Genomic DNA, 16,148 nt, shown 5'->3' on the forward strand with positions numbered 1-16,148 from the left:
TGGTTGTCTAATCGCATCCCGTTAGTCAAGGTGGCCTGGGCAAGCGACATCGTCCGATCGTGTCCGCCAGGTGGTGTGTAGCTCGGTGGTAGCGAAGCCGCTCGCGAGCGCGCCCCCAAAAGCGCCGTAGGGAGCGGGCGGCGTAGCGGGCGGTCATATGGCGCGTTCTCGGTGTTCGCTCAGTGCTTCATTTTGACGTGAGGCAATCGTATGTCGGGAACATGGTTGTCTCCGCGGTCGGTACAAGCCCGCCGCATCATGGTCCTCGCAGGCAAGGTCTTCCTATGTTTTATGCGCAGTCTCTAGGAGCTGCCGCCACGTGAACGGAATGACCCGACCTACGTCCACGACAGGGACGCCTCGTCGCGTCAGAAGGATGACGCGCTGAGAGAGTCATCGGCTGTCAGAGCTTCATTATACGATGGCGCTGGCCGATGGGTTGAAGATTTCCCCTGTCTTGAGCATGGTATGCATGATGACCGCGAGTTTCCTGGCGACAGCCACTGCGGCGCGCTTGAAGCCAAGCCGTTCGCGCAACTTGAGCCCCCAGTCTTTGAGGCGGCTTTCAGTCCTGGCGCCGGTTCGTGTCAGCATCACGGTCGCGGCTTCGTAAAGCAGCGCGCGCAAATGGTTGTCGCCTCTCCGTGAGATATGACCATCATAATCGACCTCGCCCGACTGATAGCGGCGTGTGGTCAGCCCGAGCCAGGCGCCGACTGAACGCGAAGTCCGGAAGTTTTGCGGATGCTCGATGGCAGCGACGTAAGAGATCGCCGTGATGGCACCTATGCCGGGAATTGTCGTCAACAGCTTCGCCGACTGGCTCTGCCGCGCCGCTGCGAGCAGTTGGCGATCAAGAATTGCAGCACGCTTGCGGATGTCGCGCCACGCATCGAGCAGCGGCAAAATGATCCGTGCAAGGTTGTCATTCCCAGCGACAAGCTCTCTCACATTGCCATCGAATATCCGACCTTTTCCTTCGGGGACAATGAAACCGAACGTCTTCATGACACCCCGGATCTGATTGCCGAGTTGCGTTGAGATGTGCACGAGCTTATCGCGGGCCGCCACCAAGGCGCGGGTCGTCATGGCGTCGAACGACTTGACGCGAACCGCTTTGTAGAAGCCGGCTTCGGCCAACTGGGCCAAGCCATCCGCATCATTGGCGTCAGTCTTGTTGAGCGTCTCGTTCAATACCTTTTGCGCGTGCCGCGCTTCTATGCAGATCGCCGGAATCCCCTCGTTCGTTAGCGCATGATAGAACCAAGTCGACAACGGCCCTGTTTCGAAGACGACACGCCTGGCATGCGGCGCATGCTTACGGATCGTCTCTGCCAGGAGCTTCGGGTCCGAAGGACACTTTCCCCGCCAGATCCGCTTTCCGTCCTCTCGGATCGAAATCGCGGTATCTTTCAATGAAACATCAAGCCCGATATATTGATTCATGGTTGCTCTCCGTTTGATGTTGGGCCCGGTTCGAATCGAGAGCCCGTTTTTCCATCTTATCGGGGGCAACCACCCCAGCCAGCCATCATCTATAGAAATAGCCTGGGACGATCGCGCCGCGATTACCCCATGTTTTCTGCGCAACCTCCTGCAATACAACATGGCCTTAAAGTTGATTTTCGCTCGCCAACGACCGAAATTAGGAGCATAATTTGGGGAGTAGGGCTCTTCCGAAATAAGCATCATAGATGCGAGATCGGCTGTGCTTCCGCTTTTTTCGGAAAACTCTCGCAACAAGCTGGGCCCCAGATATCTGGTAGGCGCACAGCTTCTTTGGCAGCATGATCATCGGCTGCCCGGATTCCAGAGTTGAATCGACGTTCTCAAGTTTGAATGAAGCGCAACAGTAGGAGGGAACAATGATCAGACTAATTGCTGTTCTGGGGTTTGTCTTCGCCATCGCTTCGACGCCGCAGGCAATGCCTCGCTCGCCAATTCAATCAGAGAGCATGATCACGCCTGTCGTCGCCGGTTGCGGCGTGGGCCAGACAATGGTCAATGGCAAATGCGAGTCCAGAGTCGAGAAGCGCCACAACCGCCGCTGCTTGCGCTGGTCGGGAAACACCTGCCAGAAGTACCAATGAAACGCCGCCGAACTGGCGTCTGATCAGTTCGAACCGAGCGCCAGTTCGGGTCATCGGCTCCATCCTCGTCGGGACCTGGGGCTCATCTTCCTTGTGTTGGCGTAGCCGGTGGGGCGGAGAAAGATAAGGCAGTGATTTGTCTTCGGCTTTGCGTGTGCATGTGACAATTCGCACGTGGGAGGGTGGACGATGGCCAACGCCGCTGTGGCACCTGCAGCTCATAGATATCTGCCTATTCTGGATTGGGCTCCAGGCTATCAACCCGACTGGTTATTGCCGGATGTTCTTGCCGGCCTCGCGCTCTGGGCGGTCATGGTGCCTGAGGGCATGGCCTATGCGGGCATCGTTGGTGTACCGCCAATCATGGGCCTCTATACGATCGTGCCGGCGTTAATCGCTTATGCCCTCCTTGGCACGTCGCGGCAGCTTGTGGTCGGACCAGACACGGCGACCGGGTTGATCTCCGCGGTGACCATTGGCGCCATTGCGTCTCAGGGAACGGCGGAATTCAACACGCTGACTTCTACGCTTGCCGTGCTGATCGGTTTCTTCTTTCTCGCTTTTGGAATCATGCGCATGGGGTGGGTCGCGAGCTTCATCCCAACGCCCGTGATGCGTGGCTTCATCGAAGGGCTGGTTTACGTCACCATCATCGGCCAGGTGCCTCATCTGCTCGGAATCAGTGGCGCGTCGGGCAACTTCTTCACCAAGCTTTGGCACATCTTGCAGCATTTGCCGGAGGTTTCTGCGGCGCCGGTCATAACCGGTGTTCTATCTCTCGGCGCTATGCTGCTGTTGCGCCACCTGGCTCCGAAGATACCCGCGGCCCTCGTCGTCATGGCCGTTGCGACAATCATTATCGGACTACTTGGCGGCGAGGCGACTGGAGTGCATGTGGCTGGCCACCTCCCATCCGGGTTGCCCCACCTAACTCTGCCCAATCCGGAAATCTCCACACTAAGCGAGCTTGTGCCGGGCGCGCTTGCAATCGTGATGGTCGGCTACGCAGAGGCGCTTGGGGCGGCAAAGGCGGCCGCTCTACAGAGCGGTGGTACGATCGATCCTAATCAGGAGCTTGTGGCACATGGGCCTGCGAACATTCTGAGCGGACTTTTCGGTGGCTTTCTCGTGGTCGGCAGCCTATCGAAAACCTCGGTTGCCACCGCTGCTGGCGCTCGCAGCCAGATCGCCAATGTGGTTGCGGCCGTCTTTAGCTTCTTGACGCTGATCTTTCTGACCCCTCTGTTTCGAAACATGCCCCAGCCGGCGCTGGCGGCTATTGTCATCGCGGCGATGCTGCATCTGACCAAGCCAAGCTATTTGCTGGAGTTGCTGGCTCGAAGCCGCTCGGCGTTCGGCAGCACTGCCATTGTCATCGTGGGCGAGTTGACGCTGGGGGTGCTGCAGGGAATCGTGCTGGGTGTCGTGCTGTCGTTGATAACCTTGATCTATCTGACCAGCCATCCAAAAGGGGCCGAGCTTGGTCAGCTGCCGGGCACGGAAGCCTATCGGGATGTCAAGCGCCATCCGGAGGCAGTACGTTTCCGGGGCTGCTGATCTGGCGGGTCGGCGGCGACCTGTTCTTCGCAAGCATAGGCCACGTGAGCACGGCCCTGAAGGCGTCGCTCGCGACGCGGCTCGACGTGAAGCGCGTCCTTCTGGATTGTGATTCCGTCGACTTCATCGACATCAGCGCCGGAGATGAACTGCTTGGTCTAGTCAAAGAGCTGCAAAAAGCCGGCATTGCTGTGGGCTTTGTCCGCGTGCGCGACGCCGTCCGCGACGATATGCGGAAAGCCGGTATCGAGACAGCGGTAGGCCCACCAAACTTCTTCGAACGGACGACCGATGGCGTGCGCGCCTGGCAGCAACAAAGTCCCCCCGAGGCCTGAGTTGATATCATGACTGGTTCTCAATCCTCAGTGAAACTGTCGGCTTTCTGAACATGGTACACGCAGAAGACGCCACCAAAACCTCAGTCTCGTCTGGCTCTGGGCATTCCGCGAATTTCGTGACGCCGAACGCCCGGCTTGCGGAGGGTAAGGCGCTGCGCGACAAAATCCTGCGCGAGCAGCAGGGGCGATGGAATGAGATCCAGCGACGGCGAGATCCGATCGACCTGTTGCGCGAGTCGGATGACGGTCGAATGAAGAAGCTCATTCCGATCCGGTATGGCCGTATGCTGCCATCTCCCTTTGCGTTCTATCGTGGGGCGGCCGGCGTCATGGCCGCCGACCTGGCACAAACGCCAGCCACGGGACTGAAGGTCCAGGCATGCGGCGATTGTCATCTTGTCAATTTTGGTGGGTTTGCCACGCCCGAACGCAGCATCATCTTTGACATCAACGATTTCGATGAAACGGCGCCAGCCCCTTGGGAGTGGGACGTCAAGCGACTTGTCGCATCAGTCGTTCTTGCAGCCAGATCGAACGGAATCTCGGACCACCGGGGCCGGGATAGTGCCGTCAATTGCGCGCGCAGATATCGCGAGCACATGCGCAAACTCTTCAAAAAGAGCCCGCTTGCAATTTGGTACGCGAAAACTCGGGCCTCAGACTTTGTCGAATCGTTACCGACGGCCATGCAAGGGAGCACCAGGAAGCGGATCGAGAAGGCAGCAAACCGTAGTGGCTCAGAATCTGATTTTCCAAACCTCGCGGCTTCCGTCGGCGGGCAGATCCGCATTACGGACCAACCGCCACTGATCTTTCATGAGCGGGCGACCAGCACTCCCGAAGCGGAGGTACCCCTCGAACAGCTTTTGCACATTTACCGCCAATCGCTGGATGAGGATCGTCGGATGCTGCTCGATCGCTATCAACTCGTCGATGTCGCCATCAAGGTGGTTGGCGTCGGTAGCGTTGGCCGGAGATGCTGGATCGCGTTGATGATGTCCGAGGGGAACCACCCCTTGTTTTTGCAGTTCAAGGAAGCGGTGAACTCCGTCCTTGAGGCCTATGCTGGGAAGAGCAAATATGACCATCACGGGCAGCGCGTCGTGATCGGACAGCGCCTGATGCAGCCGGCCTCGGACATATTCCTCGGTTGGGTCACCGCGCCAAACGGGCGACAGTTCTATGTGCGACAGTTACACGATGCCAAGATCAAGCCTTTGGTGGATACATTCGATGCCGAGATGTTGGACGCCTATGCCCAGGCGTGTGGCTGGGTTCTTGCTCGCGCTCATGCAAAGGCCAGCGAGATATCGGCAACGATTAGCGGCTACCTCGGTTCCTCAAATGACGCATTCGACACAGCAATGGGAAGTTTCGCGTTGGCTTACGCGGACCAGACGGAGCGCGATCATGCTTTGCTCAAGGCTGCCGTGCGCGAGGGAAGGATTGCAGCTATCAGAGACGCATAGCCATGCAAATTGGATAAGGCGAACGTTGGTTTTTCGTTGCACGCTGTCTGCCGGCGGATCTCGCCTTTGCCTATTGTGAAATATGCCCGCAATTGGCAACGGTCACGATGCTCAGGTGACAGGCAGACTGGCGGAGCCGGAGCTGCCATTCGCCAAGCGAGATGATCGTATGACTGAACTCAGGTACCGGGCGTGCGAAGACTGCCCATTTTCATTCGCGCTTGGAATCAAAAGGTGGCGGAGAAACTGAAAATCCTAATCATCGCATCCGCGCTCTCGTTGGGTCTGGCCCTCATGGCAAGGGCCGATGACGTGGCTGACCTGTTCTTTGCAGTCACCAATATCTATGGGATGAAGGTCGTTGACTACAGGAACTGCGGCCGGGAGGTTCCCAACGATAGGGACACCATTCTTCGTATAATGGCCAAGGCTCCTGGTGTCGATATGGTTGAGGTCGGCAGGCGGTTGGACGAAGCCGCTCACAACGCGGAGAGTGAGATCGGCGGCGAAGGCTGCCGCGGGAATAGCATTGAGGACGACGAGCGGAGAATGACGGAGTACATATCGCAGCTCCGCAATGCCGTTGCCAAGAAATACGGCGGGAAATGATTGTTTCCCGTCGGCTATGAAGCCGAAGGCGGCGTACGCACGGCCAATCGTCAAGCGTCTTGGGGTTCATGGGTTTGAGGCGCGTCCGCCGTCGTAAAGCCCAAAGGGTGGGATCTGTAAATCTGTTCCGCCCGCTGTCGCCCGGCGGGCATGGTTCCTCCACGTGCAATAAGACGTCTTCCCGACTGAACGCGGACAAGCGTCTCCGATGCTTCGCGGACAAGCGCGGCGGTTTCCTTAGTGCCGGTTAAGGAGCGGGCCTTTTCCATAAGCGCGTCATCAAGCTATGCTTCATTTGCACTCTCATGCATTGGGGGCGGTCCTATCGTCACTGCTGTTAAGCGGCGCCGGCCCTGCAGGTGAATAGCCTCCAAACGCTCACCGGGGGCCGTCGCTAATGTGTGCCACGGTGCCGGCCGCTATTCACACTTGATGACATCTCAAGGGCTGGAGGTTCCTCAAAATCCGCGGCTGACTATTCAGCTGGCTTTTGCGCTATGATCGCGTAGCGATGCTGAAGGCCTCGTGCGATGGCTTTGAAGAAGCCGAAATACTGCGACTGCGCCTTATGGATCTTCCGCAGGTTAGTGTCGGCCGCAACGGGGGAGAAACCGGTTGCTGTCAGCATGCGGGAAACCGTATCAACTCGTGCGCCTCCAGAAAAATGGACGCGCGACAGGATACTCTCATGCATGCTGCCCATGGTGGCGGGGGCATGGGGTGCCTGTGTCTTGATGAGGTTCGTCCGTTCGAGGAAGGTCGCGAGACGCTTGATGAGCCGCTCAGCAAGGCCCGTGTTGACGAAATCCCCGTCGATGATCAGCAGCTTCCCGCCCGGCTTCAGGACGCGCAGCCATTCCGCAAAACAGGCTTCGGGGTCAACCAGCGTCCACACAAGGTGGCGGGTGATGATAACGTCGTAGCTGTCATCGGCTTCAAGCGTGTTCTCTGCATCGCCAACGTGAAAGCGGATCGCCCGTCCCCGCGATGCCGCCTTGGCGCGTGCCCGCTCCAGCATGGCTTCCGACCAGTCGATGCCGGTGACTTGGTAGCCGAGATCGTCCATCAAGTGGGAGATCACACCGGTGCCGCTGGCAAGGTCGAGAGCCTTGCGGCCATCGCCGCGGCCGAGATGCCGCCCGATCAGTGCGTGCCAGGCCGCACGCTCCTCCTCGGAGAAAATTTCGTGGCCGGGCGACTGGTCGAATGTTGCCGCGCGTTCGGACCAATAGGCCTTGATCTCATCGCGCAAGGTGAAATTGGCGCTGTCTGCCATTCGATCGCTCTGCATGTTCCGTCCTTATCTCAGCTTCGAACACTTCTAAAAGATAAATCTTGACTATGAAAGTCATCAAATAATAAGTGCCGGTCAGTTTCCACCGGAGATTCAACCATGCGCTTTTCTGGCAAGTCGGCAATGATCGCCCTTGGCGTTCTCGTGTCCAAAGTGCTGCCCGCGATTGCCGACCCCGTCGTCGTGAGGGACGTGACGGGCCGCGACGTCGAAGTCAATGTACCGGCAAAACACGTCATCCTCGGCGAAGGCCGGCAGATCTATTTCCTTGCCGGGCTCGACAAGGACAACCCGTTCCAGCACGTCGTCGGCTGGCGCGACGACCTGCCGAAGGCGGACCCGGAATCCTACGCGGCCTATCTCGCAAAATACCCTGGCATCGCCAAGCTGCCGACCTTCGGCGGTATGAAGGATGGCACGTTCGATATCGAACAGGCAGTAGCCTTGAAACCCGACGTCATCCTGATGAATGTTGACGCCAAGACAGCTACGGAAGAGGCCGGCTATATCGACAAGCTCGCCAAGGTCGGCATTCCCTTGGTCTATGTCGACTTCCGGGAAAAGCCTATGGAAAACACCGAGCCTAGCATGCGTATCATGGGCACGCTGATGGGCAAGGAGAAGGTTGCCGAAGACTTCATCACCTTCCGCGCCGACGCCATCAAGAAGGTCACGGATGTCCTGGAGAAGAGTAACCCCGCAAAGCCGGTCGTCTTCATGGAGCGTGCGGGCGGCTATTCCGACGATTGCTGCATGTCCTTCGGCAGCGAGAATTTCGGCAAGATGGTCGAGCTGGCCGGCGGCATCAACATGGCAAAGGACATCATTCCAGGCACCTTCGGCACGGTGAACCCGGAACAGATCATCGCCTCCAATCCTGATCAGGTCATCATCACCGGCGGCATGTGGGAAGGCTATGTGCCTGGTGGCAAGTGGGTCGGCGTCGGCTATGGCGCAGATATCGCCGAAGCGCACCGCAAGCTGGAAAACCTGACGAAACGCCCGGCCTTTACCGGCATCAAGGCAGTCAAGGATGGCAATGTCCATGCCATCTGGCACCAGTTCTACAACAATCCCTATCAGTTCGTCGCAATCCAGCAGATCGCCAAGTGGCTGCACCCTGACCTGTTCAACGAACTCGACCCGGAAGCGACCTTCAAGGAGTTGCACGCTCGCTTCCTGCCGCTCGACTACAAGCCAGGCTACTTTGTCTCGTTGAAGGGCGAATAGGCGATGAGCGTTGCGACGATCGAAACGAAGGTGACGGGGCGCGATCAATATCGCGCCCTTGCCTTTCGGCGCATCCTTATCCTGGCAGGTCTTGTCGTCGCGCTTGCGGCAAGCATGGCTGCCGACATGGCATTGGGCCCCGCGAATTACAGCCTTGCCGAGGTGCTGTCGGCGCTCGCTTCCCCGGAGGCTGCCGGTGACCAGCTGCGTGTCGTCATCTGGGATATCCGCATGCCGATTGCGCTGATGGCGATCACGGTCGGCGCGTCGCTCTCGGTGGCAGGTGCGCAGATGCAGACGATCCTTTCGAACCCGCTCGCCAGTCCCTTCACGCTCGGCATTTCGGCGGCCGCCAGCTTTGGCGCGGCGCTGGGGCTCGTTGCAGGTGTCGCCATTTTTCCGGGCGCGGTTCAATACATGGTTCCGGTCAATGCCTTTGTCATGGCGATGGTGGCCGCGCTCTTCATCCATTTCGCATCGACGCTGCGCGGTGTTACGGTCGAGACGATCGTGCTGCTCGGCATCGCCCTCGTCTTCACGTTCAATGCCGCCCTGTCGCTTCTCGAATACCTCGCCTCCGAACAGGCGCTCGCCGCAGTCGTGTTCTGGACCATGGGAAGCCTGACCAAGGCGACGTGGGACAAAGTCTTCGTCACCGGCGCAATTCTCGTCGTGACGCTACCGCTCTTCGTGCGTAACGCCTGGGCGTTGACAGCCCTGAGGCTCGGGGACGACAAGGCTGCAAGTATGGGCGTCAATGTCCGGCGCCTGCGCCTTCACACCATGCTTGTCGTCAGCCTGCTTGCCGCCATTCCTGTCTCCTTCGTCGGGACGATCGGCTTTGTCGGCCTTGTCGGCCCCCATATCGCGCGCATGGTCGTCGGAGAGGACCAGCGGTTCTTTCTGCCCGGTTCCGTGATCTGCGGTGCGCTGCTGCTCTCGGCGACGTCGGTCGTCAGCAAGGTGCTGATCCCCGGCGCCATCCTGCCGATCGGCGTCATCACCGCGCTTGTCGGCGTTCCCTTCTTCTTCGTCCTGATTTTCTCGAACCGGAGGCGTGCATGGTAAGTCTGGTGCTTAAGGATCTCGGCGCCAGCTATGGCAGCACGACGGTTCTGTCAAAGGTCGCAATCGAGCTCTTGACGCCCGGTTCCATCACGGCCGTGATCGGCCCAAATGCGGCCGGCAAGTCGACGCTGTTCAAGCGAATCGCCGGTCTAATTTCCGGCCCCGGTGTCGTGCAGCTTTCGGATGCGACGCGCGGCGACCGGGCGATCTGCTACATGCCGCAGGACACCGGCTCGAATGCCGTGCTGACGGTCTACGAGTCGCTCCTGCTTGCCACAAAACAGGGCGGCGGCTGGCAGGTAAAGGACGAAGAGCTTTTCGAGATCGACGCGATCCTGAAAGCGTTGCATATCGAGGACCTTGCCTTCCGGGGGCTAGACGCCCTGTCGGGCGGCCAGCGACAGCTCGTCTCGCTCGGCCAGGCGCTGGTGCGCAAACCCGAGGTCTTGCTGATGGACGAGCCGACCTCGGCCCTCGACCTCCATCGCCAGATCGATGTACTGGAATTCGTCGTCGATCTCGCCAGCCGCACCGGCATGATCGTGCTCATTGCGCTCCATGATCTCAATCACGCCTTGCGCTATTGCACAAACACGATCGTTATCGCCAATGGGGAAATGACCTCGAGCGGCGCGACCGCTGACGTGATCACATCGAAAATGCTGCGCGACATCTATCGTGTGGATGCCCGCATCGAAACCTGCTCGCGCGGGCGACCCGTAGTCGTCGTCGACGGTGCGCTCTGATCGAGTTGATGCTGCCGCGATAAGCCGGAGCGATTCCGATCGCAAATCCAGAATCGCTCGCTTCGCGCAGGCACGATGACTCATTTTCGCTTCAGGCAGGCTATTCGACGACCTGACCTTCGAGTCAGCTGCGTGCCGCGATACCGATGATCGCAGTGTCTGGTGGCAGGTCGTCGAAAATACCTCCAGCATGGTGCTGATGTCCGGCCTTGAGCGCATCGACACAGGCCGCGGCGTTGGACCGAGTTCTCAAACCTCGCCCAGTGTGCCGAGGTATATCCCATTGCCATATCCCATTCGCAAAACTAAGTGGGATATGGCTTTCGTATATCGCGGAGGATAGGAAATGGAACAAGGTGCAGTGTTTCAAAGCAATCGCAGCCAGGCCGTTCGGTTGCCGAAGGCCGTCGCTCTGCCTGATGATGTAAAGCGCGTCGATATTGTCGCAGTTGGACGCACGAGGATTATCGCCCCTGCCGGAGAAGTTTGGGACAGCTGGTTCGATGGCGAAGCGGCTACCTCGGATTTTATGAACGAACGTGATCAACCGGCCCTGCGGGAGCGTGAAGCATTTTAATGCTGCAGTACATGCTGGATACAAACGTCTGTATCTTTACGATGAAGAACCGCCGGCAGCAGGTGCGCGAGGCGGCAGTTCGTATTCTATCAAGGGCTTTTGCTACGCTCCCCCCGATCGAGTAATCGGCGCGAGTTTGATTGTGTGCCCGGCTTACGCGTCGAGGACTGGACTGGCCAACTCGCACTCATGAACGCTGTACGATTGGAAAAAGCGAATCGAGTCGATCATTCCGATCGTCGTTTTCCGCTGCCGATGAAAGCCACTCCTGACGTCGTTCTCAGGATGCGTACTCCCGACTATGAATTTAAAAGCTGTGTGTTTGCCTACGTTTTGGTAGGAAGGGACAAGGGCGCGAGCTCGGATAGCGACCTGCCGCGCGGGTCGTTCGCAGCAATACGGCCTGTCGTGAATTTCAATGCTTCCCGCATGACCTGAACCGCGCCGTCATAGTCCAGCCCCTCAAGCTTCCCGTCGCTGGCAATGCGCCTTCCGTCGACATAGACAGCCTTGACTGCCCGCTCGGCTGCGCAATGGAGAAGATTGCGCAACGGGTCGTAAACCGGTTGCATGGCGGGGTGATTGAGGTCGATCAACGAGAAATCCGGTTTGGCACCGACTGCGATCCGTCCGATATCCTTTCGGCCCAGCGCATTCGCACCCGCAAGGGTCGCCATGTCGAGGATGTCGGATGTCTTGATGTCAAACACGCTTTTGCCGGCGACGCGGGAGCAGATGAGCGCCCTGCGCATCTCTTCCAGCATGTTGTAGGGATAGCTATCCGTGCCGATGCCGACATTCACGCCGGCGCGGCGATAGCGGCCGATGGACTCCAGGATCATGCCGCTGCGGGAGAAGGTAACTGGGCAGTGTGCTACCGTTGTGCCACGTCGTGCAAGGAGCGCCATATCTGTCTCGGTGCGCTCTCGGGTCCAGGAATGGCTGTCGATGAAGATGCAATGTCCGAGGATCAGTCTTTCATCGAGAATACCGATGCTTTCCAGATATTGCACGGCGGTCATGCCGGTTCGACGCACCAACTCTTCATGTTCAGCCATGGTTTGAGCTGCGTGGAGCGTGATCGGGACGCCGCGGTCTTTTGCGGCGGTGGCGGCTTCGATAAGTAGATCTGGCGAGCAGGTTTCGACTTGGGACGGCGAAACGATGCCGCCGAGACGGCTTGATGGGTGAGCTTGTGCCGCGTCGACGCAGGCAAGTGCTTCTTGAAAAGCCTCCCGCCCACGGCGCCGGTCCCAGTGATAATCGAGGCGGTGGCTGTCTGCAACATGCCACCTGGCCTCGCGAAAGCCCGGCGCGGCGTAGGCGCGGGCTCCACTTTTGACGAGCGTGGGGAGCCAAGCATCGTGCGGGCCCGCGATATCCACCAGCGTGGTGACTCCGCTGCGGATCAAGTCTCCGAGCATGACGGTCAGAGAGGCTTCGCGGGCCTCCTCACTGATCTCGATCAGTGTCGAATATTCATACATCGCCTGCCCCCAGAGGGCGGCGGTACCGACGTCGTCGAAAATGCCTTTAGACAAGGGCTCTTCGTCGGAATGGCAGTGAATGTTGATCAGGCCCGGGAGCAACATGCGACCGTGCCCGTACTCTTCCCGGTCGAAGGGACCATTGTAGCGACCGCCAACATGCAGGATCGCAGTCTCATCGAAGGCGATATCGCCATCGGACATATAAGCATGGGTGCCGGTCTGGTCGTCATGGGCGACGATGGTTTCGACTTTTCTGATGACATGAACTGGCCTAGTCATGGGTGGTCCTGAAATATCGCTCCAGGAAGCGGCTATAGGCTCCCATCAGCGCGCTAAAGATGAAATAGACGACAGCGGCGAAGATATAGCCCTCCAGCACCGCGATGCCTTGCCATGATGGGTCGCGCATCGCCGAGCGCACCGTATCGAGAAAGTCGAGCAGACCGACGATGGTGACGAGCGTTGTGTCCTGAAAGAAGCCGATGAAAAGCGCGACAAGTGGAGGAATAACCTTCTTGATTGCCTGCGGCAGTACGATCTTGAACATGACGAGCCAATAGCCCATCCCCAAAGCCGCCCCGGCTTCGAGCTGGCCCTTCGGTACATCCTGCAGGCCGCCGCGAACGATTTCGGCGATGTAGGCAGCCGCAAAGATGATGATGGCGATCTGGGCGCGCAGCAGCTTATCCACGGTGATGCCATCTGGCATGAACAGCGGCAGCATCACCGTTGCCATGAAGAGAATGCTGATCAACGGTACGCCGCGCACGATTTCGATGAAGCTTGTCGCCAACACCCGGATGACAGGCAGATCAGAGGCGCGCGATAAGGCAAGCAGGATGCCGAGCGGCAGCGCGCAGATAAGACCGATGAAGGAAAGCATGAAGGAGAGCGGAAGGCCGCCCCACTGTGTGGTCGGGATCGCAGGCAGGCCGAAGATGCCGCCGGCCATCAAAACCCAAAGTCCCGGCAGGATAACGACGATCCAGAGCAGTAGGAGCCTGCTGCTCCACAGCCGCGGCACCATCGAAAGGAAGGAGGCGCCAAGGAAGACGATGAGTGCCAGCAACGGCCGCCATTGCTCTTCGAAGGGGTAGAAGCCGAATGCCATGTAGCGAAGCTTCGTGCTGAGAAACGGCCAGCAGGCGCCGCTCGCTGTCTTGCAGGCTTCCGGCGTGCCGGTAAACGTCGCGTTGAGAACGAGCCACTGGGTTGCGAGCCAGCCTATTGTGGCAAGGACCACGACGCAAAGCACCGTTATCAGCGCATTGCCCGGTGTGCCGAACAGATCGCGCCGCCAGCCGGATTGCCGCGGAGGAGGGGCTTGGCTTGTGGTTGTTGTGACGAGCACGAGTTGAAGTTCCGTCACGGTCAGCGATCCTTTAGAGCTACGTGGCTGTTATACCAGTTCATGAGCAACGAAATGGCGATCGACAGGCCGAGATAGGTTCCCATAAAGATCGCAATGGTTTCCATCGCTTGACCCGTCTGGTTCATGACGGTGTTGGAGACCATCACGAGATCGGGGTATCCGATGGCAATCGCCAGCGAGCTGTTCTTGAAGACGGTAAGATAGGTGTTGGTGAGCGGCGGAATGATCAGCCGCAGCGCTTGCGGCAGGATGACCAGACGCATAGCGCGGCGCCGGGGGAGACCGAGTGCCATCGAGGCTTCCCATTGCCCCTTGTTGACGGCCTGGATGCCCGCGCGCACGATCTCGGCGACGTTTGCCGAGACGCTAAGCGCCAACCCGAACAGCAGCGCGACGAATTCGGGCTTCACCTGCAGGCCGCCGCTCAGACGGAAACGGCCTTTTTCCGGAAGATCGAATGTCATGGCGATACCGCCAAGGAAAAGCACGAGCGCGATCGGTGTGATCGCGGAGATCCAGGCGAAAAGTACGCCGTGGTTCGGCTGGCCGGTTGCAACCCGGCGGCGCATGGCGACGTGCCGGATGACAATGGCACAGGCTATGCCGATGACAAGAGCGGCGGCCCCCAAGGCAAGGCCGCGTTCGAAGGTGACGGAGGGGATAACGAGGCCGCTGTTCGACAGATAGACATGTGGCGCTAAAGTCAGCGCTGCGCGCACCGGCGGCAGCACATTGATAATGACGGCATACCAGAACAGCAGATAGAGCAGTAGCGGAACATTTCTCAACGCCTCGACATAGGCGAGCATCAGCCTTTGCAGCAGTGGATTACGCGACATGCGGCCGATACCGACCAGAAGCCCCAGAATGGTGCCGAAGAGGGCGGCAAAGATGGAGACCTTGACGGTGTTGGCGAACCCGACGAACAACGCTCGGGCTACCGTATCGGTCGGCTGATAGGATATCGCGGCGTCGCTGATTACGAAGCCAGCCTGCCTCGAAAGGTAGGAGAAGCCGGTTGCGATATCGTGCTTAGCAAGATTTTGGCTTGCGGTCGCAAACATCGACCAGGCGATGAGAGCGATCACGCCGATCGCCAACCATTGATAAAAAAGCGCGCGGTAGCGCGCATTGCGCAGCAGAGCCATTCGAGCCCTCCGTCGAGAGAACCGCGAGAGGTGGTCGCGCCCGCGCGGGGGCGGACGCGAACCTTATCTCAACGGAAAGGCGGCGCGTAGAGCAGGCCGCCCGCGTTCCATTGGGTATTTGGACCGCGGGTCATGCCGAGACGGGTTTTCTCGCCGACGGCGCGTTCGAAGACTTCGCCGTAATTGCCGACAGACTTGACGATGTTGTAGCCCCACTTGTCGTCGAGCTTCAGCATTTCACCGAGCTTGTCGGTAACGCCGAGCATGCGCTGGATTTCCTGATCGTCGCTCTTGAGCTTCTCGTCCACATTGGCCTTTGTGATGCCCTTTTCTTCGGCCGCCATCAGCATCCAAACCGACCAGGAGACGACATCGCGCCAGTTGGAGTCATTCTGACGGACGGCCGGCGCCAACGGTTCCTTCGAGATCGTTTCCGGCAAAACGACGTAGTCATCAGGATTATTGGAGACCGCGCGGATCGAGGCTAGGTCCGAGCGGTCAGACGAGATCGCGTCGCACCGACCGCTGAAAAAGGCAGCGCGGTTTTCATCCGGGCTTTCGAACACAACGAGTTCGAACTTTGCACCCAGCTTGCCGAAGAAGTCGGTAAGGTTCTGCGCCGTGGTGGTGCCCGGCAGGGTGCAGATCGCAGCGTCCTTGAGTTCGGCGGCACTCGTCACGCCGAGCGACTTCGAGACCATCAGGCCCTGGCCGTCATAGAAGACGACGGGCGCAAAATCGAGGCCGAGCGAGGCATCACGGGTATAGGTCTGCGTGGTCTGGCGCGACAGGACGTCGATTTCGCCGGACTGCAGCGCCTGGAAGCGAGTGTTGATGTTGGTCGGTACGTACTCGACCTTTTCGCCATCACCGAAGACGGCAGCTGCAACGGCGCGGCAGATGTCGGCGTCGAAGCCTTCCATGCGACCCTGGTCGTTAGGGGCAGCAAAGCCCGGTGTCGCAAGGGAGACACCGCAAACGAGCTTGCCGCGCTGTTTTACGGTGTCGAGTGTGTCTGCATGCACTGTCGTGGTTCCCAGTAGTCCGAGAACTGCACCAAGGCAACCTGCCAGAGTCCGTCTTTTCATTCATTCCTCCCTTTTGATTGATGCATGATCGCCGGCAGCTCCTCTCCGCCTCGAGGGCCATAATGCATACAC

Annotated in this window: 16 protein-coding genes; 9 read left to right on the forward strand and 7 right to left on the reverse strand. The window is 59.0% G+C overall.

Annotated elements, in window-relative coordinates:
* Positions 1-414: 414 nt before the first annotated feature.
* Entirely contained in the window at positions 415-1,446 is a 1,032-nt protein-coding gene (locus AF71_RS16010; RefSeq protein WP_169681168.1) for an IS110 family transposase, read from the reverse strand.
* 419 nt (positions 1,447-1,865) lie between these two features.
* On the opposite strand from AF71_RS16010, the gene AF71_RS16015 reads away from it, so the two are divergent.
* From AF71_RS16015 to AF71_RS16030, 5 genes are all read left to right on the forward strand, one after another.
* Entirely contained in the window at positions 1,866-2,090 is a 225-nt protein-coding gene (locus AF71_RS16015) for a hypothetical protein (protein WP_169682095.1), read from the forward strand.
* A gap of 189 nt (positions 2,091-2,279) precedes the next feature.
* Positions 2,280-3,647: a SulP family inorganic anion transporter gene (locus AF71_RS16020; protein WP_246733689.1), complete on the forward strand. Its 1,368-nt coding sequence runs from the start codon at positions 2,280-2,282 to the stop codon at positions 3,645-3,647.
* Positions 3,648-3,691: 44 nt separating this feature from the next.
* Positions 3,692-3,982, forward strand: coding sequence for a sodium-independent anion transporter (locus AF71_RS31740; RefSeq protein WP_312867247.1), 291 nt, complete (start codon positions 3,692-3,694; stop codon positions 3,980-3,982).
* Positions 3,983-4,035: 53 nt separating this feature from the next.
* Positions 4,036-5,454, forward strand: a complete 1,419-nt coding sequence (locus AF71_RS16025; protein ID WP_169682097.1) for a DUF2252 domain-containing protein — start codon at positions 4,036-4,038, stop codon at positions 5,452-5,454.
* A gap of 234 nt (positions 5,455-5,688) precedes the next feature.
* Positions 5,689-6,063: a hypothetical protein gene (locus tag AF71_RS16030; RefSeq protein WP_025661492.1), complete on the forward strand. Its 375-nt coding sequence runs from the start codon at positions 5,689-5,691 to the stop codon at positions 6,061-6,063.
* A gap of 50 nt (positions 6,064-6,113) precedes the next feature.
* Here the strand turns inward: AF71_RS16030 and AF71_RS31745 are convergent, their stop codons facing one another.
* The gene (locus AF71_RS31745; RefSeq protein ID WP_246733690.1) at positions 6,114-6,332 is read right to left on the reverse strand and encodes a hypothetical protein; all 219 of its coding nucleotides are present in this window, start codon (positions 6,330-6,332) and stop codon (positions 6,114-6,116) included.
* A gap of 206 nt (positions 6,333-6,538) precedes the next feature.
* The gene (locus tag AF71_RS16040; protein ID WP_192305237.1) at positions 6,539-7,354 is read right to left on the reverse strand and encodes a class I SAM-dependent methyltransferase; all 816 of its coding nucleotides are present in this window, start codon (positions 7,352-7,354) and stop codon (positions 6,539-6,541) included.
* Between the two features lie 102 nt (positions 7,355-7,456).
* Here AF71_RS16040 and AF71_RS16045 point away from each other — a divergent pair, with 102 nt between their 5' ends.
* From AF71_RS16045 to vapB, 4 genes are all read left to right on the forward strand, one after another.
* A complete protein-coding gene (locus tag AF71_RS16045; RefSeq protein WP_169682099.1) occupies positions 7,457-8,587 on the forward strand; it encodes an ABC transporter substrate-binding protein in 1,131 nt (376 codons plus the stop codon).
* Positions 8,588-8,590: 3 nt separating this feature from the next.
* Positions 8,591-9,655 carry an iron ABC transporter permease gene (locus AF71_RS16050; RefSeq protein ID WP_169682100.1) on the forward strand — a complete coding sequence of 355 codons (1,065 nt, stop codon included), beginning with the start codon at positions 8,591-8,593 and terminating at the stop codon, positions 9,653-9,655.
* Positions 9,649-10,401 (forward strand): ABC transporter ATP-binding protein, encoded by a 753-nt coding sequence (locus tag AF71_RS16055; RefSeq protein WP_169682102.1) that lies wholly within the window; start codon positions 9,649-9,651, stop codon positions 10,399-10,401. The genes AF71_RS16050 and AF71_RS16055 overlap by 7 nt, the downstream gene beginning before the upstream one ends.
* 346 nt (positions 10,402-10,747) lie before the next feature.
* Entirely contained in the window at positions 10,748-10,978 is a 231-nt protein-coding gene (vapB, locus tag AF71_RS16060) for a type II toxin-antitoxin system VapB family antitoxin (protein ID WP_169682104.1), read from the forward strand.
* Positions 10,979-11,304: 326 nt separating this feature from the next.
* Here the strand turns inward: vapB and AF71_RS16070 are convergent, their stop codons facing one another.
* The 4 genes from AF71_RS16070 to AF71_RS16085 all read right to left on the reverse strand — a co-directional run bounded on the left by AF71_RS16070 (position 11,305) and on the right by AF71_RS16085 (position 16,076).
* Positions 11,305-12,747 (reverse strand): amidohydrolase family protein, encoded by a 1,443-nt coding sequence (locus AF71_RS16070; protein WP_169682108.1) that lies wholly within the window; start codon positions 12,745-12,747, stop codon positions 11,305-11,307.
* Complete coding sequence (locus AF71_RS32265) at positions 12,740-13,837, reverse strand: amino acid ABC transporter permease (protein WP_169682109.1); 1,098 nt, start codon at positions 13,835-13,837, stop codon at positions 12,740-12,742. The genes AF71_RS16070 and AF71_RS32265 overlap by 8 nt, the downstream gene beginning before the upstream one ends.
* A gap of 2 nt (positions 13,838-13,839) precedes the next feature.
* Complete coding sequence (locus tag AF71_RS16080) at positions 13,840-14,988, reverse strand: ABC transporter permease subunit (protein ID WP_169682111.1); 1,149 nt, start codon at positions 14,986-14,988, stop codon at positions 13,840-13,842.
* A 68-nt stretch (positions 14,989-15,056) separates the two neighbouring features.
* Positions 15,057-16,076, reverse strand: coding sequence for an amino acid ABC transporter substrate-binding protein (locus AF71_RS16085; RefSeq protein ID WP_169682112.1), 1,020 nt, complete (start codon positions 16,074-16,076; stop codon positions 15,057-15,059).
* Between the last annotated feature and the right edge of the window lie 72 nt (positions 16,077-16,148).

This window comes from Rhizobium sp. 57MFTsu3.2, assembly GCF_012932765.1.
Classification (GTDB): Bacteria; Pseudomonadota; Alphaproteobacteria; order Rhizobiales; family Rhizobiaceae; genus Rhizobium; species Rhizobium altiplani.